This is a genomic window from Streptomyces sp. NPDC039462, assembly GCF_055639375.1.
Map to the genome: position 1 here is coordinate 912,649 of NZ_JBVKAO010000001.1, position 20,877 is coordinate 933,525.

Genomic DNA, 20,877 nt, shown 5'->3' on the forward strand with positions numbered 1-20,877 from the left:
GGAGACGACGGGACCGCACGAACGGTGCGGAGGCCCGTCTCCGGAAACGGAGCAGAAGGTGACGTCGAACGCAGAAGACACCACGCCCGACGCGCGGCGCCGGGCCACCGCGCCGTGCCCGGCGGGACCACCGGCCGGGGGATCCACGCACGAGGCGCCCGCGGAGGAGCTGCCGCCCGACCTGCACCAGGCGATCCTGGAGGCGGCCAAGCAGGTCGCCGCCATCCTCAAGAGGCGCGACCACGACTTCGCCCTCGCCGGCAGCGTCGCCGTGTACGCGCACGGCGGGACCGGCAACCTCCAGCACGACGCCGACTTCTGCATCAGGCCGGAGGACGCCGAAGCGGTCGCGGCCTCACTGGAGGAGGCGGGCCTCACGGTGTACGCGCCGCCCGAGGACTGGCTGCTCAAGGCCAAGTGCCTGGGCCAGGACATCGACCTCATCTTCGAACTGGCCGCCCAGCCGGTCACCACGGAGCTCCTCGACCGCGCCGTGCAACTGCCGATGGACTCGGTGCACATGCCGGTCCTGTCGCCGACCGACCTGGTGCGGGCCCTGCTCGCCGCCTTCTCGGAGCACCACTGCGACTTCGGCGCCGTCCTGCCGATCGCACGGCAGCTGCGCGAGAAGGTCGACTGGGAGGCGCTCCGCGACGAGTACGGGGACGTGCCGATGCCGGCCGCCTTCCTCTTCCTGCTGGAACGCCTGGAAGTCATCGCACCGCGAGGAGCAGACCGATGAACGACCACGCCCACGTCGAGTACCGCATCGCCCACCTGAAGGAACGGCTCGCCGCGGAGGAGCTCGGCGAACTGGGCATCCGCGTCGAGTCCCGCGGCTCCTCCGTCGCGGTCGTCGGGACCGTGCCCACGACACACTGCCGCGAAGAGCTGCTGCGTACCGTCAACGAGGAACTGGCAGGCCAGACCGTCCACTTCGACGTCGTGGTGGCCGAGTCTGCAGCACCGGACCACCCGGAGGAAGTGTCATGATCCGCATCGCCGCCGTCGGGGACATCCACATGGGCCTGGACAGCCAGGGAGTGCTCAGGCCCGCCTTCGAGACGCTGCACAACTGCGCGGACCTGCTGCTCCTCGCCGGGGACCTCACCCGCCACGGCACTCCGGAGGAGGCGCGGATCGTCGCCCAGGAGGTCAGCGGACTGCCGGTGCCCGTCGTCGCCGTGCTCGGCAACCACGACCACCACGACGAGCAGCCGGAGAAGGTCACCGCCATCCTGCGCGACGCGGGCGTACGGGTGCTCGAAGGAGAGGGCACGGTCGTCGAGGTCGACGGGGCGCGGGTGGGCGTCGCAGGCACCAAGGGGTTCGGCGGCGGATTCGTCGGCCGCAGCGGCAGCGAGTTCGGCGAACCCCTGATGAAGGAGTTCATCCGGTACACCCGGCGCTGCGCCGACGGCCTGCGGACCTCGCTGGAGGAGCTGGCCGAGCAGGGCTGCGGCACACGGGTGGCGCTCACGCACTTCGCACCCGTGCCGGACACCCTCGCGGGCGAACCCCTGGAGATCTTCCCCTTCCTCGGCAGCTATCTGCTGGCGGAGGCGGTGGACGAGGCGGGTGCCGACCTGGCCGTCCACGGCCACGCGCACGCGGGCACCGAGCACGGCATGACCAACGGCGGCGTACCGGTGCGCAACGTCGCCCAGCCCGTCATCCGCAAGGCGTTCAACGTCTACCACCTGCAGGACCACCGCAGCGCGGAACCCGCGACGGCCGCCCCCAACGGCTAGGCGGCCGGGCGGCGCGGGGCAGGCGGGACTCTGCGGACACGGCCTAGGGCCGGGGCCCGTCCGGCAGCGCTCCGCCGGAGAGTTCCGCCCGCCACGGCCGCGGCCACTCTCCCGGCGGGGGCGGGTCTCCCGCGATCCCGAGGTCCCGCCGCGCGCTCTCGTAGAAGGAGTCACGCGCCGCGCTCGTCAGCCGATGGGCCCTGGCCCACATCCCGTCGTCGACCGGCCCCTCCCGCACGAGCAGTTCGACGGTCCAGACCATCTCGTGCCAGCGCCGCGCCGCCGCGATCGTCGCCGAGTCCCCGACGAGCAGCACGGACTCCCACTCCGTCGCGCGGTGGGACTCCGCCTCGGCGAGGAGAGGCAGCCCTTCGGTCGGCTGCAACGGGTCGGCGACGTCGGGAAATCCGACGGCGGCGCCGATGCGCTGGGCGATGCGGAGCTGCGACTTGAGGGCGTTGCCGTACCGGCCGTAGGTCTCGAAGCGTTTCTCGTCCCACCGCTCCTCCCGCTGCCGCGTCCACCGGCGACGCTCCGTCAGGCTCTGCACGGCGTACGAGCCGAGCGTGCCGATCACGACGCCCATGAGAGCGGGCAGTTGATCCACCAGCGCCACAGTGCCTCCCCGTTCGATTTCCGTTGCCGCACGGTACCCACTCGGGGGTAATCACGCTCCGTGCGGGACCGTTATGCGCGAAGGCACCTCCCGGCGGGTGGAGAGGAGTAGATTCCGACTACGGAACGTGGCCGTCTTCCAGAGCCGGTTCGCCTTCCTGCGTGGAAGGCTCATTGATGGGGCACCAGGTGTCTGTGCAGGAGCTGATTGCCGGTCTGGAGCAGGCCGCCGAAGCCGGGGAGCACCGCATGTGGGCGGTGCGGTGCGCGCATGCGCTGGGGTTGGAGGGGATCGCGGTCTCCTTGCGGTGGGGGGCGGAACTGGTGTGGTTCAGCGACGACACCAGCGCGCGGCTGTTGGACGCGCAGTTCACCCTCGGGCAGGGGCCGGGAATAACAGGGGACTTGAGTCAAGGGCCGTGCCAGGTCGCCGACTTGGGCGCGGACGCCGACGCGGCGGGGCGGTGGCCGCAGTTCGCCGCCGAGGCCCAGGCCCTGGGCGTGCGGGCCGTGTTCGTATGGCCCGTCAGGACAGGGGCGGCCTTGTTCGGCACGCTGACCGGATATCGCCGCACGCCGGGGCCGCTGACCGTGCGGGAGGCGGCGGACGGGCTGCGGGTGGCCGACGCGCTGACCGGCCGGCTGCTGGCCTGGCAGCCCGGTGCCGAGGCCCCCAGGAACGGGCCGGGGCGGGCGGGCGCCGTCGACCTGCACTGGGCGGAGGTGCACCAGGCCACCGGCGTGCTCAGCTACCGGCTCGGTGTGCCGCTGGAGGAGGCGCTGATCCGGCTGCGTGCCCGGGCCTACGCCTCCGGCCGGCCCCTGACCGAGGCGGCCCGCGAGATCCTGCGGGAGCTGCCGTCGTGAACCCGCCGTCCGGTGCGGGCCGCCGAAAGGCGCCCGTATACCGAGGAGCCAAGGCATGAGCCGAGAACGCAAGATCGCCGAAACCTTCGTCGAACTCGCCGACACCTTCGTCGCCGACTTCGACGTCATCGACTTTCTGCAGCAACTGACCGTCCGCTGCTGTGACATCTTCGCCGTCACCGACGTCGCGGTCCTGCTGGCCTACCCAGGGCCACAGTTGTACAGCCCCGCCCCGTGCGACCCCAGCCCCGCCCTGGCGGGGCTGCTGGAGCTGGCCATGCGCGAGGGCCCGGCCCTGGACGCCTACCGCACGTCGGACACCGTCGCTCCCGGGAGCCTGTCCAACGCCCCCGCCGCCTGGCACGACTTCACCGCGCTGGCCCGCGAGTCGGGCTACACGTACGCCAGCGCGGTCCCCCTGCGGCTGCGCCGGGACACCCTCGGCAGCCTGCTGCTCCTGCGCGCCACCGACAGCCCGCTGCCGGCCGACGACCTCGCCATGGCCCAGGCGTTCGCCGACGCGGCCACCATCGGTCTGCTCCACGCCCGCACCCTGCAGCAGGCCGACAACCTCAACGGACAGCTCCACACCGCTCTGCACAGCCGCATCATCATCGAGCAGGCCAAGGGCTACCTCGCCGCCCGTCTCGCCATCTCACCCGACGAGGCCTTCAACCCCATGCGCCGCCACGCCCGACACCACCGCCTCCTCCTCACCGCCGTCGCCCGGCACGTCGTCGACACGGGAGAGCTCCCCAGTCATGCGACCGACGGAGCGTCGAGCGGGTAGCGGGAGGGCCCGCTCACAGGTGGTGGGATGAATCGATTCACCTCGCGCCCGCCACGGCTCACGGACCGTCGACCGACGGGCGAGGGCGGGCGGACGGGGGTGTAGCGCACTGGGGCGCAGCGCACGGGGTGGGCACCCTGGGCGTGCCGCACCAAGCGGGCGTCGCGCCGCAGGCGCGTCCGGGCCGCGATGGCTCCCTCGGCCGCCTCCACACCGCGCCCGCGCGCCAGTTGCGGGCAGCCCGCAGCGGGATCATCCGGCTGTCCCTCCTGGACCCGCGCAAGCCGCCCTGCGCGGACCTGGTCGCGGCCGCCGAACGCGCGGCCCGTGCAGCGGGGCTCGGCGTGGCGCGCTGCGGCAGCGCGCAGTGCACGGGGGAGGAGGCCGCCCACCTGGGCCACTTCGCCGAACGGCAGCTGCGGTCCCACCTGATGAGGCCTGCGGAGCTGGAGGGTGCGGCGCCGCGTGCGTCCGGCGGCGCAGCATTCCGTACATCGCCGTCGACCGCGCGGTGAAGGACCGCGGCACCCGCCACTGCCGAGCACCGGGTATCGCGCTCGCGTCCTCGTCGCCGGTGCGGTGCACGTAACGAGGTGCAGGGGGGCTGGGGGGGGGGGGGCTGGATCGGCGCGCTCCGCGCGTTTTCGTGTGCTCTCCACGCTCCGGGCAGGACGCAGGAACTCGCCTGCTCGGCATCGGAGCCCCGGCCCGCCGCCGGCGTCTCCGTGCGGCGGCATCGCGCTGGTCGGGTGCGACGACCTCGGCGCGTCGCCCCGCGGGCCGGGTGCGCACCCCGTGGGGTCCGGCCCGGCGCGACGGGCCAACGCCCCGGCGAAGCGCTTCGACGAATTTCCTGTCCGAACCGTTGACGTACGAACGCCCTCTCCCTACGTTGGCCCGGAAAGCGCTTGCCTAAAACGATTCAACTCCCGTCTCGAGGGGCTAACTGTGCCTGTACATGGGGAACTTGACCGACGCGGCCTGCTCAAGTTCGCGGGCGGCTCACTGGCCGCCGTCGGCCTGACGGCGGCAGGCTGCGGTTCCGGTGACGGGTCCGGGAACGGCACGGTCACGCTCCGGTACGCGTGGTGGGGGTCGGACGACCGGGCCCGGCGGATCAACAAGACGATCGCGCTCTTCGAGAAGAAGCACCCGAAAATCAAGATCAAGACGGACTTCCAGCCCTACCTCGACTTCTGGAAGAAGTTCAACACCCAGGCGGCGGGCGGCAATCCGCCCGACGTCTTCCAGAACGCGATCGGTTTCCTGCGCAAGTACGACGAGCGCAATGTGCTGCTCGACCTGAACGCACAGGCCGAGGCGGGCAATCTGCGGCTCGACGGCTTCCGCGCCGGCCTGGAGAAGTTCGGCGAGGTCGACGGCAAGCTGCTCGGTGTGCCCGTCGGCAGCAACTCCATGGCCCTGGTGATCGACAAGCCGCTCTTCGCGAAGGCGGGCGTCACCCCAGAGATGGGCTGGACCTGGGACGACTTCCACGCCGCGATGAAGAAGATCCGCGACAGGGGCGGGCGGCCGGGCGACAGCGGGCTCTACGGCGTCATGTACCTCTACGACCTCTACCTCCGCCAGCACGGCAAGGCCTTCTTCACCGAGGACGGCCTGGGCTTCACCGAGGCCGACCTGAAGGAGTGGTGGGCGAAGGGGTACGAGGGCGTCAAGTCCGGTATCTACGCCGACCCGAAGAAGGTCGCCCAGGTCAAGCCCAAGTCGGCGGTCGCGGCCGAGCTCGCGGCCGCCGAGTTCACCTGGGACAACTTCACCGTCCGCTACTCCGCCGAGGGCAAGAGCAGCTACGGCCTCGCCCCCATCCCGACGACCGACGGCAAGAAGACCGGCCAGTACCTCGGTTCCCTGATGCTCAGCGGCGCAAGGCGCACCAGGCACCCCAAGGAGGTCGCGCGGTTCATCGACTTCATGGTGCACGACCCGGAGGTCGCCAGGATCATGGGGTACGACCGCGGGGTGCCGACGACGACGGCGCAGTACGAGGCGTACAAGCCGGCGCTGGAGAGCGACAGGACGATCGCGTCGGTGAACAAGGAGATCGCCGCGTACGAGGAGAGCCTCGTCGACGCCGGAGTCCTGGAGACCATCACCCCGCATCCGGCGGGCGCCGACGTCTGCGAGGCGGGCTTCCTGCGCATCGCCGAGGAACTCGCCCTCGGGAAGCGGTCGGTCGGCGAAGCGGTGGAGCAGTACTTCGCCGAGTGCAAGACGGCCCTCGGTTCCCGATGAGCGCCGCCATGACCCCTGTGGACGCCGCGGCGGCACCGCGGTCCGGGGCGAAGGGGGCGGCCTCCCAGGGCGGCTCCGGCTCCGGCGGCCGGCTCGGTGGGGCGCCCCGGCATGGCCGACGCGGACGACGCGGCGAGAATCTCGCGGGCTACCTCTTCATGTCGCCCTGGATCGCTGGATTCCTGCTGCTCACGGCGGGCCCGATGGTCGCCTCGCTCTACTTCGCGTTCACCGACTACAACCTCTTCGACGCGCCCACATGGGTCGGCCTGGACAACTTCACCGAGATGTTCGGCGACCCGCGCTGGCGCAGGTCGGTCGAGGTGACGCTCTGGTACGTGGTCATCGGCACCCCGCTGAAGCTGGCCGCCGCACTCGGTGTGGCGCTGCTCCTCAGCCAGAAGCGGCGCGGTCAGGGCTTCTACCGGGCCGCGTTCTACGCCCCCTCGCTGATCGGTGCCAGCGTGTCGGTCGCCGTCGTCTGGAAGGCGATCTTCTCGGACGACGCGATCGTCGACCGCACCCAGCGTGCCCTGTTCGGCGTGGACGTCGGCGGCTGGACCGGCGACCCCGACTGGATCATCTACAGCCTGGTGGCGCTCACCGTCTGGCAGTTCGGCGCACCGATGGTCATCTTCCTGGCCGGCCTCAAACAGGTGCCGCGCGAACTGTACGAGGCGGCGGCGATGGACGGCGCGGGCAGCTGGCGCCGGTTCTGGAACATCACCCTGCCGATGATTTCCCCGGTGCTCTTCTTCAACGTCCTCCTGGAGACCATCCACTCCTTCCAGATCTTCGCCTCCGCGTACATCGTCGGCGGTGGCGCGGGCGGCAACGCCTGTGGCCCGGCGGACGGTTCGCTCGTCTACACCTGCTACCTCTACGTCCAGGGCTTCGAGAACAGCCGGATGGGCTTCGCCTCGGCCATGGCCTGGATGCTGCTGCTCGCCGTCGGCCTGGTGACGGCGGTCCTGTTCTGGTCCCAGAAGCGCTGGGTGCACTATGAGGAGGGCGCCCGATGAGTACGTCACGTGTGACGGCCGGAGTCCGTGAGGGCCGTGCCGGTTCCCTCGCCTGGCACATCGGGGCGCTCGCCGTGCTCGCCGTGGTCCTCTACCCCGTGGTGTGGCTGATCGGCGGCTCCTTCAAGCCCAATGACAAGATCGTCGGCAGTCTGGACCTGCTCCCGACGGACCCGGTCGTCTCCAACTACACCGGTCTCGCCGACGGCCTCGCCGACATCTCCATCACCACCTTCTTCACCAACTCCCTTTTTCTGGCCGGGGGTTCGGTGGTGGGCGTGCTGGTCTCCTGCTCGCTCGCGGCCTACGCCTTCGCCCGGATCAGGTTCGCGGGCCGCAACCTGCTCTTCGCGCTGATGATCGGCACGCTGCTCCTGCCGTACCACGTGCTTCTCATCCCGCAGTACGTGCTGTTCCAGAAGCTCGGCCTGATCAACACCTACACGCCGCTGCTGCTCGGCAAGTACCTCGCCGTCGACGCCTTCTTCGTCTTCCTGATGGTGCAGTTCATGCGGAGTCTGCCGCGTGAGCTCGACGAGGCGGCGCGGCTCGACGGCTGCGGCCATCTGCGGATCTACTGGTCGATCGTGCTGCCGCTGTGCCGGCCCGCGCTGATCACCAGCGCGATCTTCACGTTCATCAACGCGTGGAACGACTTCATGGGCCCGCTGATCTACCTCAACGACCCCGCCAAGTACACGGTCTCACTCGGCCTGAAGATGTTCGTCGACCAGGAGGGCCTCGCCAACTACGGCGGCATGATCGCGATGTCGCTGGTGGCGCTGCTGCCGGTGCTCGCCTTCTTCCTGGCCTTCCAGCGGTATCTGATCGACGGCATGGCCACGTCGGGGCTGAAGTGACGGGCGCACGCGGCAGACGGTTCGGGGTCTTCGCCGAGTGCCTGCTCACCGGGGTGTGGATCGCGGTCGCCGCGCTGCCGCTGGTGACGGTGCCCGCCGCCCTGGCCGCGGGCGCCGCCCACCTGCGGCGGCACCTCGCCCACGAGGGGGGCGGGTGGCGGGAGTTCGTGGCCGACTGGCGGGCCGCAGCCCGGCGGGGGTGGCTGGTGGGCCTCGCCGGGTGGGCCGCGCTCGCCCTGCTCTGGGCGGACCTCGTGGTGGTGCGGTCAGGGGCGCTGCCCGGCGGGACGGCCGTCGGGGTGGTGGGCGTCCTGGCCATGGTGCTTCTGGTCGTCGCGGGGGTGCGGGGTGCCGTGGCCTGGCGGCCCGGGGCGTCCTGGCGGGAGCTGCTGGCCGGTGCGGTGCGCCGTACGGTCCGTGACCCCGCCGGGTCGCTGGCGCTGGTCTGCGGGCTCGCCGTGGTGGCGGTGTCCGGGTGGTTCGTGGCGCCGCTCGCCGCTCCTGCGGTGGGGGTTCTCGCGGCTGCGGGGGTGGCGGTGGAGCGGCGCGGCTGAGTTGTTCCTGGCTGCGGGCCGCGTGTGGCTGGTCGCGCCGCGCGGCGGAGCCGCACATGTCGGAGTCCCGCGCCCCTGGAGGCGCGCCCATGTCCTGTCAGCGCATTGGTACCGGCACGGAAGTCGAGGGATCGTATGCCGCCCGTAACCCGTAGATCTCTGCTCAAGGCCGCCACCACGGCCGGCGTGGCCGCGCAGTTCAGCTGGGCGCTCGGACGTGGTGAAGCCCGCGCCGACGCGCCCGGGGCGCCGGCGGCCGACGCCCCCGCCGACATCCGCTGGCTGGAGGACGGCGGGCTCGGTGCCGCCCCCGGATCCACCTTCGGGGTGCCCTGGCCCAAGGGTGTGCACGACGCCGGCACCACGTTCGCCCTCGTCGCGGGCGACGGCACCGGCGTACCGGTGCAGAGCTGGCCCACCGCGTACTGGCCCGACGGATCGCTGAAGTGGACGGCGCACGCGGTGGGCCCCGGGGGCGCCGACGCCGAACGGTTCACGCTCGCGGCCGGGACCCCGGCGACGTACGAGAAGAAGCTCACCGTCGCCCGGACCGGCCGCGAGGTCACCGTGGACACCGGCGTCATCACGGCGGTGATCGGCAAGGACGGCGAGCGGCTCGTGCGGTCGGTGACGCGCGGGGGCAGGAAGATCGCCACCGACGGGCGTCTCGTCCTGCTGCGGCAGGGCGATATCGACGACGGGGACTCCGGCAGCGCGAAGTGGGAGCGGTTCGACGGCGAGATCGCCGACGTGCGGGTCGAACAGGACGGGCCGGTGCGCGCGGTCGTCCGCGTCGACGGCAAGCACCGCAGGGGCAGGCGCAGTTGGCTGCCCTTCAGCGTCCGCCTCTACTTCTACGCGGGCGCCGAATCCTTCCGCATGGTGCACACCATCACCTACGACGGCGACCAGGAGAAGGACTTCATCCGCGGGCTCGGCGTGCGTTTCACCGTGCCGATGCGCGACGCGGCGTACGACCGGCACATCCGGATCGCGGGCGAGGGGAAGGGATTCCTCACCGAGGCCGTGAAGGGCATCACCGGGCTGCGCCGCGACCCGGGCGCCGCCGTGCGCGCCGCGCAGGTCAAGGGCGAGAAGCTGCCGGACCCGGCCACCTGGGACCAGCGGGTCACCAGCAGACTCCAGTACATACCGACCTGGGGCGACTACACGCTCGCCCAACTCTCAGCCGACGGCTTCACGCTCCGCAAGCGCACCGAAAAGGGCCGGGGCTGGATCACCGCGGGCGGCGGAGGGCGGGCAAGTGGCTTCGGGTACGTCGGCGGAGTGAGCGGCGGATTCTCCTTCGGGCTGCGGGACTTCTGGGAGAAGCACCCCGCTCAGCTCGACATCCGGGGAGCCGCGAGCGACGCCGCCGAAGTCACGCTCTGGCTCTGGTCCCCCGAAGCACCCCCGATGGACCTCCGCTTCTACCACGACGGCCTGGGCCAGGACACCTACCCGGAACAGCTCGAAGGCCTCAACATCACCTACGAGGATCACGAACCCGGCTTCGGTACGCCCTACGGCATCGCCCGCACCAGCGAACTGTTGTTCTGGGCCAACGCCGCGACCCCGACCGCCGCCGCGCTCGTCGCCCAGTCCGCCGCCGTCCGCACCCCGCCCCAGCTCGTCGCCGCCCCGGAGCACCTGAGCAGGGCCAAGGTCTTCGGCGGGCTCTTCGCGCCCGTCGACCGCTCCACGCCCGCGAAGGCCGAGATCGAGGACCACCTCGACTTCCTCTTCACGTACTACAAGGACCAGGCCGAGCAGCGCCGCTGGTACGGCTTCTGGGACTACGGCGACATCATGCACACCTACGACGAGGACCGGCACCAGTGGCGGTACGACGTCGGGGGATACGCCTGGGACAACTCCGAGCTCTCGCCCGACCTCTGGCTCTGGTACGCCTACCTGCGCTCGGGCCGCGCGGACATCTTCCGCTTCGCCGAGGCCATGACCCGGCACACCGGCGAGGTCGACGCCTACCACCTCGGCGAGTGGGCCGGGCTCGGCACCCGGCACGGCGTGCAGCACTTCGCGGACAGCGCCAAGCAGCAGCGCATCTCGACCGCCGTCTACCGCCGCCCCTACTGCTTCCTCACCGCCGACGAACGCGTCGGCGACCTGATGCACGCCCTCGTCGACTCCGACGAGACGTTCCTCGCCCTCGACCCGCTCCGCAAGATCCGCACCGAACCGTACGAGCCGGACCGGCACGCCCTGTCGATCGGCTTCGGCACCGACTGGAGCGGCCTCGCGGGCGCGTGGCTCACCGAGTGGGAGCGCCGGGGCCCGAAGGCGGAGAAGGCGGAGGCGCGGCTGCGCTCCACGATGCGGACCATCGCCGCGCAGCCCAACGGCTTCGTGCAGGGCAGCGGCCTCTACGACCTGGACACGGGCGAGTTCGCCGTCGCGGCCGAGCCCGCGGTGAACGTCTCGCACCTCTCCGCGATGTTCGGCCTCGTCGAGATGTGCGCCGAGCTGATCGACCTCGTCGACCTGCCCGGCTTCAAGGCGGCCTGGCTCGACTACTGCCGCTACTTCAACGCGACCAAGGCCGAACAGAAGGAACGGTACGGCAAGGACTTCGGCAGCCTGCTGCTGTTCCAGGGCCACTCCCGCCAGGACGCGTACGCGGCGGCGCAGCTGCGGGACGACGAGCTGGCCGCGCGCGCCTGGAAGAAGTTCCACGACAGCGACGGCTACACCCGCGCCATGAAGTGGGAGCGGACGAGGGTCGAGGGCCCCGCCGCACTGGAGCCGGGCCACGAACACCCGCGTGTCAGCACCAATGAGACAGCCCTGTTCGGCCTCGCCGCCATCCAGAACCTCGCCCTCATCGGCGACAAGCTGCCCGGCTAGCCGGCCGGCCGACCAGGCGGTTGCCGAGGCGGGGACTCATGTCACGGGCTTGCCTTGTCCCTGCATGAGCGGGCCTCGATGGAATCCATGCTGGGCTTGAGTCGGCTGGCCCAGTTCGGATCGGTCTTGGGGACCTCCGGCAGGGAGACCTGGATGTCCTGGATCCAGTCGTTGCTCTCGACGTACTTCTTGATGAAATCGCGCAGGCGGCGGCAGTCCGAACGGTGTCCCTTGGGCATGCCGACGCCGTAATACTGCGGGGCTCCCACGGTGAGGTCGGGAATCACCTTCAGACGGTCCTTGGCGTGCTGGTGCGCGAAGCCGTACAGGATCAGCTGGTCGGTGGAGAAGGCGTCGACTCCACCGCTGACGAGGGCCTTGAGGCAGGCCTTGGCGCTCGGCATCTCGACGACCTCGAATCCGAGGCCCTGAAGGGGGCCGATATTGGTGGTGCCGGACCAGGCGCAGACCCGCTTGCCGCGCAGGTCGTTCATCGAGCGGATGGCCGCCCCCTTCTTGCCCACCAGGAATCCCTGGTAGTTGGTCAGATAGGGGCCCGCGAAATCTATCTGCTTCATCCGCTCGGGGGTGATCGAGAACGCCGCGATGACCAGGTCGGCATTGTCGCTGGTGAGGGAAGTGACGCGGTCCTTGGTCGCGACATCCGCGGGGGCCACTTTGACGCCGAACTCGTTCTTGAACTTCTGCGCGAAGAGATGGTCGTAACCCGACCAGGTGTAGCCGTCCAGGAAGGAGACGCCCGGAAGGTCGTTGTGCATGGCGACCGTGAGCCTGGTCTTGCCCATGAAAGAGCGGGGCGCGTCATCGGAGGAACAGCTCACCGTCGCCAGACCCACCATCGCCGCGGCGGACACCACCAGCGCCTTCCACGCCTTCGACTCTCGCGGACTCATGATGTCCCCTCATTCATGGAGTACGGCCTCGGCCGCCGAAACGTTCATGCTGCATCCCTTGGGCGCGTGGACGGTGATGTTCAGCATGATGTCCGTGCGTGAACCGCCCAGCGGAATGTCCACGGGCTCCATGGACCGGACCTGTTCGAACCGGTGCGTGTCCCCGCCCACCAGCACGAGGGTGAACCGGGTCTCCGGGGTGCAGCTCTGATCACCGGGCCGGGCGTCCTCGGCCCTCAGGGTCAGGCGAAGGTTGCTTCGATGGGGTACGCCGGACAGGTTCAGCGTGCGCCGGGAGTTCTCGGCGGTCGGCCGGATCTCCACCTGCCCGGTGACGTCCACTTCGCCGTCGCGGCGCAGGAGATCGGCCCGCACCGCTCCGGCCACGGCGCAGACCAGGAAGACCGCGAAGACACAGGCGCGCAACGCCAGGGCGGTCGCGGGCGGCTTCTGTGCCCGGTCGCGCTTGGGCCAGCGGACATCGAGTCCGAGGAGGCGCATGAAGGAGGCGATGAACGACAGGCCCAAGAGGACGATGACCGGCACGAACTGGCCGATCGGGCCCTCCGGGGCGCGCAGCCACGCGGTGGCGGCGGCCGCCACGAAGAGGCAGAAGGGCAGGGAGTTCCAGAAGTTCTTCCACTGGCCCTCGCCGCCGATCACGAGATGGACGATCAGGTCGCCGACGACCTGGCCCACGGCCACGGCCCAGTTACGGCCCTCCGCCCGCGCGGTGTTCGACCGCCCGGGCACCGCGTCCTCCGCCGGCCGCGGTGCCGCCTTGCCCGGCCCGGGGCTCATGGGCCGTCGGGCGAGCCGTGGTTGATGGTCAGGTCGCCCTCGAGCTTGCCGATGCCCATGGCGTACCTCCCATGGCCCGTCCCCGAGTTGTGCTCACCGCCTCGTGCCGTCGCCGCCGCCGCGACGTGCCGGCGAAGGGAGCCCGCGCTCAGGTCCCCTGCGGAGAGCCAGGCGTCGATCGCGTCGGCGAGCTCTTCCAGGGCCGGCCGGGAGAGGCTCCGCAGCGCTGCGTCCTGCTCCAGATTCCCGGGCGGCACGTCACCTTCTTCGCGCTGCAACAGGGCGCGCACCAGCCTCTTCCCCCGGTCGAGCACGTTCTGTGCGAAGTCGGCCTGAGCGGCCGTGATCACGGCGACTCCGGCCGAGGCCACATAGGGCACGATCTGATCAGCGGCAGCAAGCAGCTCGGACATTGGGTCCCCCGTCCCATCCGCACGTTCCCCGTCGCGGGCGAGCGCTTCGCTGCGCGCCTGACACCCCTCGGGGGAGAGTCAGATACCCATTCGGCGGCGATGTATGCGCGGGGCGGCCGGCGGCGTCCGGTCCGCCGCAAGCCCCGGGGCCGGGGCCGGGGCCGGGGCTAAGCGGAGCCCCGTCGCACCAGCTCCGTCGGCAGGATCACCGCCGCCGGGTCCTCGCCCGCGATCCGGACGAGCAGGACGCGGACCATCTCCGTGCTGATCCGGTCCCAGGGCCGGGATGTCCGGGGCGCGGGCCAGGAGTTCGGTCGCTCCCCGTCTCGCCGCCGGCGCGGCTGTAGTCGCCGGGGACGATCAGCCGGTCGTCGGCCCCGATGCCCGCCTCCGCGAGGACCTCGCGGTGTCCGGCGAGGCGCTCGGTACGTACGCCACCTTGGAGGCCTGCCCGAGCGGCTTTCCGCAGGCCACGAGGGGGACACCCGCCTCGCGCAGCCGGGCGGCGGTCGGCGGCAGCGGCTGGGACCCCGCCGACCCGTCCTCCGGCAACGCCTGGGAGAACCAGGCGCTGTTCGGCTACGACCGTCAACTACTCCCGGCAGCACGCTGGTTCGGACACCGCTGACGCCGCCAGGAAGGTCGTCCGCGCTTCTTTTGTCAGAAGCGTTGACGAAGACCCGGCCCCCTCTTAGCTTCTACGCGTCGTACTTCGTACGTCATATATGAGACGTGATACGCGATACGTGAGATCTGAGGGTGCCCATGACGTCCGTGCCGACCCCGATCCCCTCGCGCACGCAGTTCGTGCTCGAAGCGATCAAACACCGCATCCTCACCGGCGAGTTGAGACCGGGCCAGCCCCTGGTCGAGACGGAGCTCGCCGGTGAGTTCGGGGTCTCCAAGACGCCCGTCCGCGAGGCCCTCAAGACGCTGGCGGGCACCGGGCTCGTCGCGATGAGCCAGTACAAGGGCGCCGCCGTACGCACCGTGGACGCGGCCATGGCGCGCGAGGTGTACGACGTACGGCTTCTCCTGGAACCCGAGGCGCTGCGCCGCACCGTCCGGCGCGGCGCGGCGCTCGACTCGGCCCGCGAGGCCCTGGCGCGGGCCGACGTCGCCGAGGACGCGGCCGAACGCTCCCTGGCCAACCGGGAGTTCCACCGCACGCTGTACTCCGCCTGCGGCAACCCGCTCCTCGGCCGCCTCCTCGACGAGGTGCGGGACCAGGCCGCCCTCGTCTCGGCCGTCGCCTGGGCGGCCGACCCCTCGTGGGCCCGCGAGGCCACCGAGCATCAAGAGATCCTGCGGCTCGCCCTCGCCGGGGACGCCGACGGCGCCGCCGAGGCGCTGCACCGCCACATCGCGTCGTTCGTGCAGCGCGCCTTTCCCTCGGAAGGGGACCTCCAGTGACCCACGTGACGCCGCGGACCTTCGCGGACCGGCGTGCCGCGCTCGCCGACGTCGTGGCGATCCCGGTGACGCCCTTCGCCGAGGACGGCACGATCGACCACGGCGCCCACCGCAAGCTGCTGCGCCGGCAGCTCGACGCCGGAGTGCGGACCCTCACGCCGAACGGCAACACGGGCGAGTTCTACGCCCTCGCTCCCGACGAGCGCCGCGCCGTCGTCGAGTCGACCGTCGAAGAGGCGGCGGGGCGGGCCGCGATCCTCGTCGGGGTCGGCCACGACGTGCCCACCGCGGTGGCCGCCGCCCGGCACGCCGAGGCGGCCGGCGCCCACATGGTGATGGTGCATCAGCCCGTGCACCCCTACGTCTCCGACGGCGGCTGGGTCGACTATCACCGGGCGATCGCCGAAGCAGTGCCAGGGCTCGGCGTCGTCCCCTATCTGCGCGACGCCGCCCTGCCCGGCGCCCGCCTCGCGGAACTCGCCGACGCCTGCCCCAACGTGATCGGCGTCAAGTACGCCGTGCCGGACGCGGTCCGGTTCGCCGGGTTCGCGCGCGACGCCGGGCTCGAACGGTTCGTGTGGGTCGCCGGACTCGCGGAGCCGTACGCCCCCTCGTACTTCTCGGCGGGCGCCACCGGCTTCACCTCCGGGCTCGTGAACGTCGCCCCGAGCCTTTCGCTGCACATGATCGAAGCGCTTCGATCCGGGGACCATCCGGCCGCCATGGCGGTGTGGGAGCGGATCCGCCGCTTCGAGGAGCTGCGCGCCGCCCACGGCTCCGCGAACAACGTCACCGTCGTCAAGGAGGCCCTCGCCGCGCTGGGCCTCTGCCGCCGGGACGTGCGCGCCCCGAGCAGCCTCCTGCCGGCGGCGGAGCGGGCCGAGGTCGCCGCCATCGTCGCGGGGTGGTCCATATGACCGGCGCGGGCGGGCAGCCGCCCCGGGAGCTGCGCAGCAGTCAGTGGTACGGCGACAGTGTCTCCGCCGGGCTGCGGTCCTTCAGCCACCGGGCGCGCACCCGGCAGCTCGGATATCTCCCCGAGGAACACCTGGGCAAGCCCGTCATCGCGGTGCTCAACACCTGGTCCGACATCAACCCCTGCCACTCCCACCTGCGCGACCGCGCCCAGGCCGTCAAGCGGGGCGTGTGGCAGGCGGGCGGCTTCCCCCTGGAGTTCCCGGTCGCCACGCTCAGCGAGACCTTCCAGAAGCCGACCCCCATGCTCTACCGGAACCTCCTCGCCATGGAGACCGAGGAGCTGCTCCGCTCCTATCCGGTCGACGGCGCCGTGCTGCTCGGCGGCTGCGACAAGACGACGCCCGCGCTGCTCATGGGCGCCGCCAGCGCCGACCTGCCGACCGTCTTCGTGCCCGCGGGGCCCATGCTGCCGGGGCACTGGCGGGGCGAGACCCTCGGCTCCGGCACGGACATGTGGAAGTACTGGGACGACCACCGCGCCGGACTCGTCGGCGACTGCGAGCTGACCGAACTGGAGAGCGGCCTCGCCCGTTCCCCGGGGCACTGCATGACGATGGGCACCGCATCGACGCTCACCGCCGCGGCCGAGGCGCTCGGGGTGACCGTGCCCGGCGCCTCCTCCATCCCCGCCGTCGACTCCGGGCACGACAGGATGGCGGCCGCCTCGGGGCTGCGGATCGTCGAACTCGTCCGCCGCGACCTGCGGCTGTCGCACGTCCTGACCCCGGACGCCTTCGCGGACGCCGTCACCACCGTCCTCGGGCTCGGCGGCTCCACCAACGCCGTCATCCACCTCATCGCGCTGGCCGGCCGCGCCGGGGTGCGGCTCACCCTCGACGACTTCGACCGGATCGCCCGTACCGTGCCCGTCCTCGCCAACGTCAGGCCGGGCGGCGAGAAGTACCTGATGGAGGACTTCCACTTCGCGGGCGGGCTGCCCGGTTTCCTCTCCCGGATCACGGACCTGCTGCACCTGGACCGCCCCACCGTCGCGCACGACACCCTGCGCGAGCAGCTCGTGGGCGCCCGCGTCCACAACGACGACGTGATCCGCCCGCGCGACAACCCCGTCGCCCGGGAGGGCGGCGTCGCCGTCCTGCGCGGCAACCTCTGCCCGGACGGCGCCGTCATCAAGCACATCGCCGCCGACCCGCGGCTGCTGCGGCACACCGGCCCGGCCGTCGTGTTCGACGACTACCGCACGATGCAGCGCACCATCCACGACCCGGCGCTCGGCATCACCCCCGAGCATGTGCTCGTGCTGCGCGGCGCCGGCCCCAAGGGCGGCCCCGGCATGCCCGAGTACGGCATGCTGCCCATCCCGGACCACCTGCTGAAGCAGGGCGTACGCGACATGGTGCGGATCTCCGACGCGCGGATGAGCGGCACCTCGTACGGCACGTGCGTCCTGCACATCGCGCCCGAGTCGCACGTCGGCGGACCGCTCGCCCTGGTGCGCACAGGCGACCTCATCACCCTTGATGTCGAGGCGCGCAGTCTGCAACTAGAGGTGAGCGAAGAGGAACTGGCGCAGCGGCGGGCCGAGTGGACCGCGCCGCCCGAGCGCTACGAGCGCGGCTACGGCGCGCTCTACAACGAGCAGATCACCCAGGCCGACACGGGATGCGACTTCGCGTTCCTGGCCAGGCCGGGCGCGGTGCCGGACCCGTACGCGGGTTGACCGTCCCCCTTTTTTCTGTTCGGCATCTCGAACAGCGTACGCGAAGCGCTTCACCCGTACCTCCACGATCGGAGAAGTGTCATGGCCCACGCCGCAGCCGTGGCGAAGCCACCGCCCAGCACCGCAGGGGCGCCACCACCCCCGCACAACAAGCGGCGCAGGACCGGGACGACCCCGCGCCGCCTGCCCTACCTGCTGATCGCCCCCGCCGCCCTGCTGATGCTCGGCTTCATCGCCTATCCGGTGATCAGCGTCTTCTACTACAGCCTGCGCCACCACAACCCCACCAAGCCGTGGCGCAACGGCTACGCGGGCTTCGAGAACTTCGTGACGGCGTTCACCGACGACCCGGACTTCTGGCGCACCCTCGGCTTCAGCTTCCAGTGGGTGGCCGTCGAGGTCGTCCTGCAACTGCTTCTCGGGCTCGCGCTCGCCCTGCTCGTCAACCAGACCTTCGTCGGCCGTGCCATGGCCCGCGCCCTCGTCTTCTCACCGTGGGCTGTCTCCGGCGTGCTCACCTCCACGATCTGGCTGCTGATCTTCAACTCCCAGACCGGGATCACCCGTTACCTCGCGGACGCCGGCATCGGCTCCTACGGCACCTCCTGGCTCTCCGACACCGGCACCGTCTTCCCCGCCGTCGTTGTCGCCGAACTCTGGCGCGGCGTCCCCTTCTTCGCGATCCTCATCCTCGCCGACCTCCAGTCCGTCTCGAAGGACCTGTACGAGGCGGCCGAGGTGGACGGCGCGAGCCGCGTCCGGCAGTTCTTCCACATCACGCTGCCGCACCTGAAGGACGCGATCATCCTGTCCACGCTCCTCCGCGCGGTCTGGGAGTTCAACAACGTCGACCTGCTCTACACCCTCACCGGCGGCGGCCCCGCGGGCGAGACCACGACCCTCCCGCTGCGCATCGCGTCCATCGCCGTGGACTCCCACGACTTCGGCTACGCCTCCGCGCTGACCGCCATCGCCTTCGTGATTCTTCTCTTCTGCTCGCTGCTCTATCTGCGGCTCAGCAAGTTCGGGGGGCAGGACAAGTGACCGCAGCCATCACCGCCACCACCACCGCGGCCGAGGACACCCGGCGGGGCAGGAAGCGCGCCTGGGACGAGGCGCCCCGCTGGCAGATCTACCTCCCCCTCGGCCTCTACCTCCTCTTCACCCTCATCCCCTTCTACTGGATCCTCCTCTTCGCCCTGCGGCCCAGCGGCTCCACCTCCCTCCTGCCGTGGCCCGTCACCTTCGAGCACTTCGACAAGGTGTGGACCGAGCGCAGCTTCGCCACCTTCTTCCAGAACAGCCTGCTCGTCGGCGTGGCCTCCATGGTGATGACCACGCTCGTCGCCCTCGCCGGCGGCTACGCCCTGGCCCGCTTCGACTTCCGGATCAAGCGTGGCTTCATGCTGGCGCTGCTGTGCTCGCAGTTCATCCCCGGCGCCCTGATGCTCGTGCCGCTCTTCCAGATCTTCGCCGAGCTCCAGATGATCAACTCGCTCGGCAGCGTGATCATCGCGGAGACCGTCTTCCAGCTCCCGCTCTCCATGATCCTGATCAGCGGCTTCATCAAGAACGTGCCGTACTCCCTGGAAGAGGCCGCCTGGGTCGACGGCTGCGGGCGCTTCCGAGCCTTCTGCGCCATCGTTCTGCCGATGCTGCGGCCCGGCCTCATCGCCGTCGGGTCCTTCGCCTTCGTGCACAGCTGGAACCACTTCCTGTTCGCCCTGATGTTCCTCAGCGACCAGGGCAAGCAGACGATCCCGGTCGGCCTGGCCACCCTCATGGGCGCCGACAGCGTCGACCTGGGCGCGCTCGCCGCGGGCGGCGTCGTCGCCGCCGTGCCCGTGGTCATCGTCTTCGCCTTCATCCAGAAGTGGCTGGTCACCGGGTTCAGCGCCGGGGCGGTGAAGGGATGAGGGACCTTCGGCTTCCGCTGCCCGTCGTCCTGGCCGGCGCCCGCGGCCACGGCGCCTGGCACCTGGAGAACATCCGCCGCCTCCAGCACGCCGGTCTCGTACGCCTCGTCGGCGTCTGCGAGCTGCGGCCGCTCGACGGGACGGAACTCGCCGGGTTCGGCGCGGTGGAGCAGTCCGAGGACTTCGCCGGGCTGCTCGACTCCACCGGCGCCGCCGTCGCCGTCGTCTGCACCCCCATCCCCACCCACACCACCCTGGCTCTCGCCGCCGCGGCCCGCGGCGTCCACCTGCTCCTGGAGAAGCCGCCCGCCCCCTCCTACGAGGAGTTCCGGCGGATGGCCGACGGCGCGGCCGCTGCGGACACCACGGTTCAGATCGGCTTCCAGTCGCTCGGTTCGCACGCGATCCCCGCGATCCGCCGGCTGATCGCCGAAGGGGCGGTCGGTGAGGTCATCGGGGTCGGCGGGGCGGGGGCCTGGGTGCGGGACGAGGCGTACTTCCGCCGCGCGCCGTGGGCGGGGCGCCGCCGCCTCGACGGGGTGGACGTCGTCGACGGCGTCCTGACGAACCCCCTCGCGCACGCCGTCGCCACCGCCCTCGCCCTGGCGGACGCCGGCGCCGCGGAGGACGTCACCTCGGTGGAGACCGAACTGTTCCGGGCCCACGCCATCGAGTCCGACGACACCTCGTGCGTACGCGTCCACACCGCCGACGGCGGCCGGATCACCGTGGCGGCGACGCTGTGCGCGGAGACAAGCGAGGAACCGTACGTCGTCGTGCACGGCACCCGGGGACGCATCACCTTCTGGTACCGGCAGGACCGCGTGGAGGTGCGCCGTGAGGACGCGGGGCCGGGCCCGACGCACGCCACCCTGTACGACAGGACCGACCTTCTGGAGAACCTGGTCGAACACCTCACCGGCCGGGCCCGGCTCCTCGTCCCGCCCGCCGCGACGGGCGCCTTCATGCGCGTCGTCGAGGCCGTCAGGACCGCCCCCGACCCGGTCGAACTGCCCGCGTCGGCCTGGAGCACGGCCCCGGGCGAGCGCGCGGACCGCCGCATCGTCCACGGCATCGACGGCCTCGTCACGGTCGCCGCCGACACCCTCTGCCTCTACTCCGAGCTCGGCACCGACTGGGCCCGGCCCGCTCCGACGACATTCACAACGAGGTGAGTACGT

The 20,877-nt window shown here is 71.2% G+C and carries 21 protein-coding genes and 1 pseudogene; 17 read left to right on the plus strand and 5 right to left on the minus strand.

The window, feature by feature from the left end; genetic code table 11:
- Window positions 1-58 precede the first annotated feature (58 nt).
- Genes ACZ7LU_RS03835 through ACZ7LU_RS03845 form a run of 3 tightly spaced genes read left to right on the plus strand, consistent with a single transcriptional unit; the run spans window position 59 to window position 1,751 of the window.
- Window positions 59-742, plus strand: a complete 684-nt coding sequence (locus ACZ7LU_RS03835) for a nucleotidyltransferase family protein (protein ID WP_398299835.1) — start codon at window positions 59-61, stop codon at window positions 740-742.
- Window positions 739-993: a hypothetical protein gene (locus ACZ7LU_RS03840; protein ID WP_398299834.1), complete on the plus strand. Its 255-nt coding sequence runs from the start codon at window positions 739-741 to the stop codon at window positions 991-993. Before ACZ7LU_RS03835 ends, ACZ7LU_RS03840 begins: the two co-directional genes overlap by 4 nt.
- Window positions 990-1,751, plus strand: coding sequence for a metallophosphoesterase family protein (locus tag ACZ7LU_RS03845; RefSeq protein WP_471915580.1), 762 nt, complete (start codon window positions 990-992; stop codon window positions 1,749-1,751). Before ACZ7LU_RS03840 ends, ACZ7LU_RS03845 begins: the two co-directional genes overlap by 4 nt.
- Window positions 1,752-1,794: 43 nt before the next feature.
- On the opposite strand, the gene ACZ7LU_RS03850 is transcribed toward ACZ7LU_RS03845, so the two are convergent.
- On the minus strand, window positions 1,795-2,367 hold the full coding sequence (locus ACZ7LU_RS03850) for a hypothetical protein (RefSeq protein ID WP_471915581.1): 573 nt from the start codon (window positions 2,365-2,367) through the stop codon (window positions 1,795-1,797).
- A gap of 194 nt (window positions 2,368-2,561) precedes the next feature.
- Between ACZ7LU_RS03850 and ACZ7LU_RS03855 the strand changes: the two genes are divergently transcribed.
- The 8 genes from ACZ7LU_RS03855 (at window position 2,562) to ACZ7LU_RS03890 (ending at window position 11,580) form a co-directional block, all read left to right on the plus strand.
- Window positions 2,562-3,233, plus strand: coding sequence for an ANTAR domain-containing protein (locus ACZ7LU_RS03855; protein ID WP_468557445.1), 672 nt, complete (start codon window positions 2,562-2,564; stop codon window positions 3,231-3,233).
- A gap of 55 nt (window positions 3,234-3,288) precedes the next feature.
- Complete coding sequence (locus ACZ7LU_RS03860) at window positions 3,289-4,023, plus strand: ANTAR domain-containing protein (RefSeq protein WP_468712748.1); 735 nt, start codon at window positions 3,289-3,291, stop codon at window positions 4,021-4,023.
- A gap of 143 nt (window positions 4,024-4,166) precedes the next feature.
- Window positions 4,167-4,538 carry a hypothetical protein gene (locus ACZ7LU_RS03865; RefSeq protein ID WP_468712747.1) on the plus strand — a complete coding sequence of 124 codons (372 nt, stop codon included), beginning with the start codon at window positions 4,167-4,169 and terminating at the stop codon, window positions 4,536-4,538.
- Between the two features lie 433 nt (window positions 4,539-4,971).
- The gene (locus ACZ7LU_RS03870) at window positions 4,972-6,279 is read left to right on the plus strand and encodes an ABC transporter substrate-binding protein (RefSeq protein ID WP_470982790.1); all 1,308 of its coding nucleotides are present in this window, start codon (window positions 4,972-4,974) and stop codon (window positions 6,277-6,279) included.
- Between the two features lie 8 nt (window positions 6,280-6,287).
- Window positions 6,288-7,301: a carbohydrate ABC transporter permease gene (locus ACZ7LU_RS03875; protein WP_471915582.1), complete on the plus strand. Its 1,014-nt coding sequence runs from the start codon at window positions 6,288-6,290 to the stop codon at window positions 7,299-7,301.
- Window positions 7,298-8,161, plus strand: a complete 864-nt coding sequence (locus ACZ7LU_RS03880; RefSeq protein WP_471915583.1) for a carbohydrate ABC transporter permease — start codon at window positions 7,298-7,300, stop codon at window positions 8,159-8,161. Before ACZ7LU_RS03875 ends, ACZ7LU_RS03880 begins: the two co-directional genes overlap by 4 nt.
- The gene (locus tag ACZ7LU_RS03885) at window positions 8,158-8,715 is read left to right on the plus strand and encodes a hypothetical protein (RefSeq protein WP_471915584.1); all 558 of its coding nucleotides are present in this window, start codon (window positions 8,158-8,160) and stop codon (window positions 8,713-8,715) included. Before ACZ7LU_RS03880 ends, ACZ7LU_RS03885 begins: the two co-directional genes overlap by 4 nt.
- A gap of 135 nt (window positions 8,716-8,850) precedes the next feature.
- The gene (locus ACZ7LU_RS03890) at window positions 8,851-11,580 is read left to right on the plus strand and encodes an exo-rhamnogalacturonan lyase family protein (RefSeq protein ID WP_471915585.1); all 2,730 of its coding nucleotides are present in this window, start codon (window positions 8,851-8,853) and stop codon (window positions 11,578-11,580) included.
- 41 nt (window positions 11,581-11,621) lie between these two features.
- Here the strand turns inward: ACZ7LU_RS03890 and ACZ7LU_RS03895 are convergent, their stop codons facing one another.
- The 4 genes and pseudogenes from ACZ7LU_RS03895 to ACZ7LU_RS03910 all read right to left on the minus strand — a co-directional run.
- Window positions 11,622-12,494: a transporter substrate-binding domain-containing protein gene (locus ACZ7LU_RS03895; protein WP_398299814.1), complete on the minus strand. Its 873-nt coding sequence runs from the start codon at window positions 12,492-12,494 to the stop codon at window positions 11,622-11,624.
- A 9-nt stretch (window positions 12,495-12,503) separates the two neighbouring features.
- Window positions 12,504-13,295 (minus strand): hypothetical protein, encoded by a 792-nt coding sequence (locus tag ACZ7LU_RS03900; protein WP_471915586.1) that lies wholly within the window; start codon window positions 13,293-13,295, stop codon window positions 12,504-12,506.
- Window positions 13,292-13,708, minus strand: coding sequence for a hypothetical protein (locus ACZ7LU_RS03905; protein WP_471915587.1), 417 nt, complete (start codon window positions 13,706-13,708; stop codon window positions 13,292-13,294). The genes ACZ7LU_RS03900 and ACZ7LU_RS03905 overlap by 4 nt, the downstream gene beginning before the upstream one ends.
- Before the next feature lie 167 nt (window positions 13,709-13,875).
- Window positions 13,876-14,221 (minus strand): annotated as a pseudogene (locus tag ACZ7LU_RS03910) (LacI family transcriptional regulator); the annotation flags it as partial.
- Window positions 14,222-14,473: 252 nt separating this feature from the next.
- On the opposite strand from ACZ7LU_RS03910, the gene ACZ7LU_RS03915 reads away from it, so the two are divergent.
- From ACZ7LU_RS03915 to ACZ7LU_RS03940, 6 genes are all read left to right on the plus strand, one after another.
- Window positions 14,474-15,121, plus strand: coding sequence for a GntR family transcriptional regulator (locus tag ACZ7LU_RS03915; protein ID WP_398299809.1), 648 nt, complete (start codon window positions 14,474-14,476; stop codon window positions 15,119-15,121).
- 5 nt (window positions 15,122-15,126) lie between these two features.
- Entirely contained in the window at window positions 15,127-16,038 is a 912-nt protein-coding gene (locus tag ACZ7LU_RS03920; RefSeq protein ID WP_471916472.1) for a dihydrodipicolinate synthase family protein, read from the plus strand.
- On the plus strand, window positions 16,035-17,780 hold the full coding sequence (gene araD, locus ACZ7LU_RS03925; protein WP_471916473.1) for an L-arabinonate dehydratase: 1,746 nt from the start codon (window positions 16,035-16,037) through the stop codon (window positions 17,778-17,780). The genes ACZ7LU_RS03920 and araD overlap by 4 nt, the downstream gene beginning before the upstream one ends.
- 81 nt (window positions 17,781-17,861) lie before the next feature.
- A complete protein-coding gene (locus ACZ7LU_RS03930) occupies window positions 17,862-18,824 on the plus strand; it encodes a carbohydrate ABC transporter permease (protein WP_468086473.1) in 963 nt (320 codons plus the stop codon).
- Window positions 18,821-19,696 carry a carbohydrate ABC transporter permease gene (locus ACZ7LU_RS03935; RefSeq protein WP_471915588.1) on the plus strand — a complete coding sequence of 292 codons (876 nt, stop codon included), beginning with the start codon at window positions 18,821-18,823 and terminating at the stop codon, window positions 19,694-19,696. Before ACZ7LU_RS03930 ends, ACZ7LU_RS03935 begins: the two co-directional genes overlap by 4 nt.
- Window positions 19,693-20,871 (plus strand): Gfo/Idh/MocA family protein, encoded by a 1,179-nt coding sequence (locus ACZ7LU_RS03940; protein ID WP_471915589.1) that lies wholly within the window; start codon window positions 19,693-19,695, stop codon window positions 20,869-20,871. The genes ACZ7LU_RS03935 and ACZ7LU_RS03940 overlap by 4 nt, the downstream gene beginning before the upstream one ends.
- Window positions 20,872-20,877: the final 6 nt, after the last annotated feature.

Excerpts from the sequence above, each read along its gene's own strand:
- ACZ7LU_RS03915 (WP_398299809.1), top strand. The coding sequence starts at position 14,474 with ATGACGTCCGTGCCGACCCCGATCCCCTCGCGCACGCAGTTCGTGCTC.
- ACZ7LU_RS03900 (WP_471915586.1), bottom strand. The coding sequence starts at position 13,295 with ATGAGCCCCGGGCCGGGCAAGGCGGCACCGCGGCCGGCGGAGGACGCG.
- ACZ7LU_RS03905 (WP_471915587.1), bottom strand. The coding sequence starts at position 13,708 with ATGTCCGAGCTGCTTGCTGCCGCTGATCAGATCGTGCCCTATGTGGCC.
- ACZ7LU_RS03880 (WP_471915583.1), top strand. The coding sequence starts at position 7,298 with ATGAGTACGTCACGTGTGACGGCCGGAGTCCGTGAGGGCCGTGCCGGT.
- ACZ7LU_RS03845 (WP_471915580.1), top strand. The coding sequence starts at position 990 with ATGATCCGCATCGCCGCCGTCGGGGACATCCACATGGGCCTGGACAGC.
- ACZ7LU_RS03875 (WP_471915582.1), top strand. The coding sequence starts at position 6,288 with ATGACCCCTGTGGACGCCGCGGCGGCACCGCGGTCCGGGGCGAAGGGG.
- ACZ7LU_RS03860 (WP_468712748.1), top strand. The coding sequence starts at position 3,289 with ATGAGCCGAGAACGCAAGATCGCCGAAACCTTCGTCGAACTCGCCGAC.
- araD (WP_471916473.1), top strand. The coding sequence starts at position 16,035 with ATGACCGGCGCGGGCGGGCAGCCGCCCCGGGAGCTGCGCAGCAGTCAG.
- ACZ7LU_RS03930 (WP_468086473.1), top strand. The coding sequence starts at position 17,862 with ATGGCCCACGCCGCAGCCGTGGCGAAGCCACCGCCCAGCACCGCAGGG.
- ACZ7LU_RS03890 (WP_471915585.1), top strand. The coding sequence starts at position 8,851 with ATGCCGCCCGTAACCCGTAGATCTCTGCTCAAGGCCGCCACCACGGCC.
- ACZ7LU_RS03895 (WP_398299814.1), bottom strand. The coding sequence starts at position 12,494 with ATGAGTCCGCGAGAGTCGAAGGCGTGGAAGGCGCTGGTGGTGTCCGCC.
- ACZ7LU_RS03940 (WP_471915589.1), top strand. The coding sequence starts at position 19,693 with ATGAGGGACCTTCGGCTTCCGCTGCCCGTCGTCCTGGCCGGCGCCCGC.
- ACZ7LU_RS03840 (WP_398299834.1), top strand. The coding sequence starts at position 739 with ATGAACGACCACGCCCACGTCGAGTACCGCATCGCCCACCTGAAGGAA.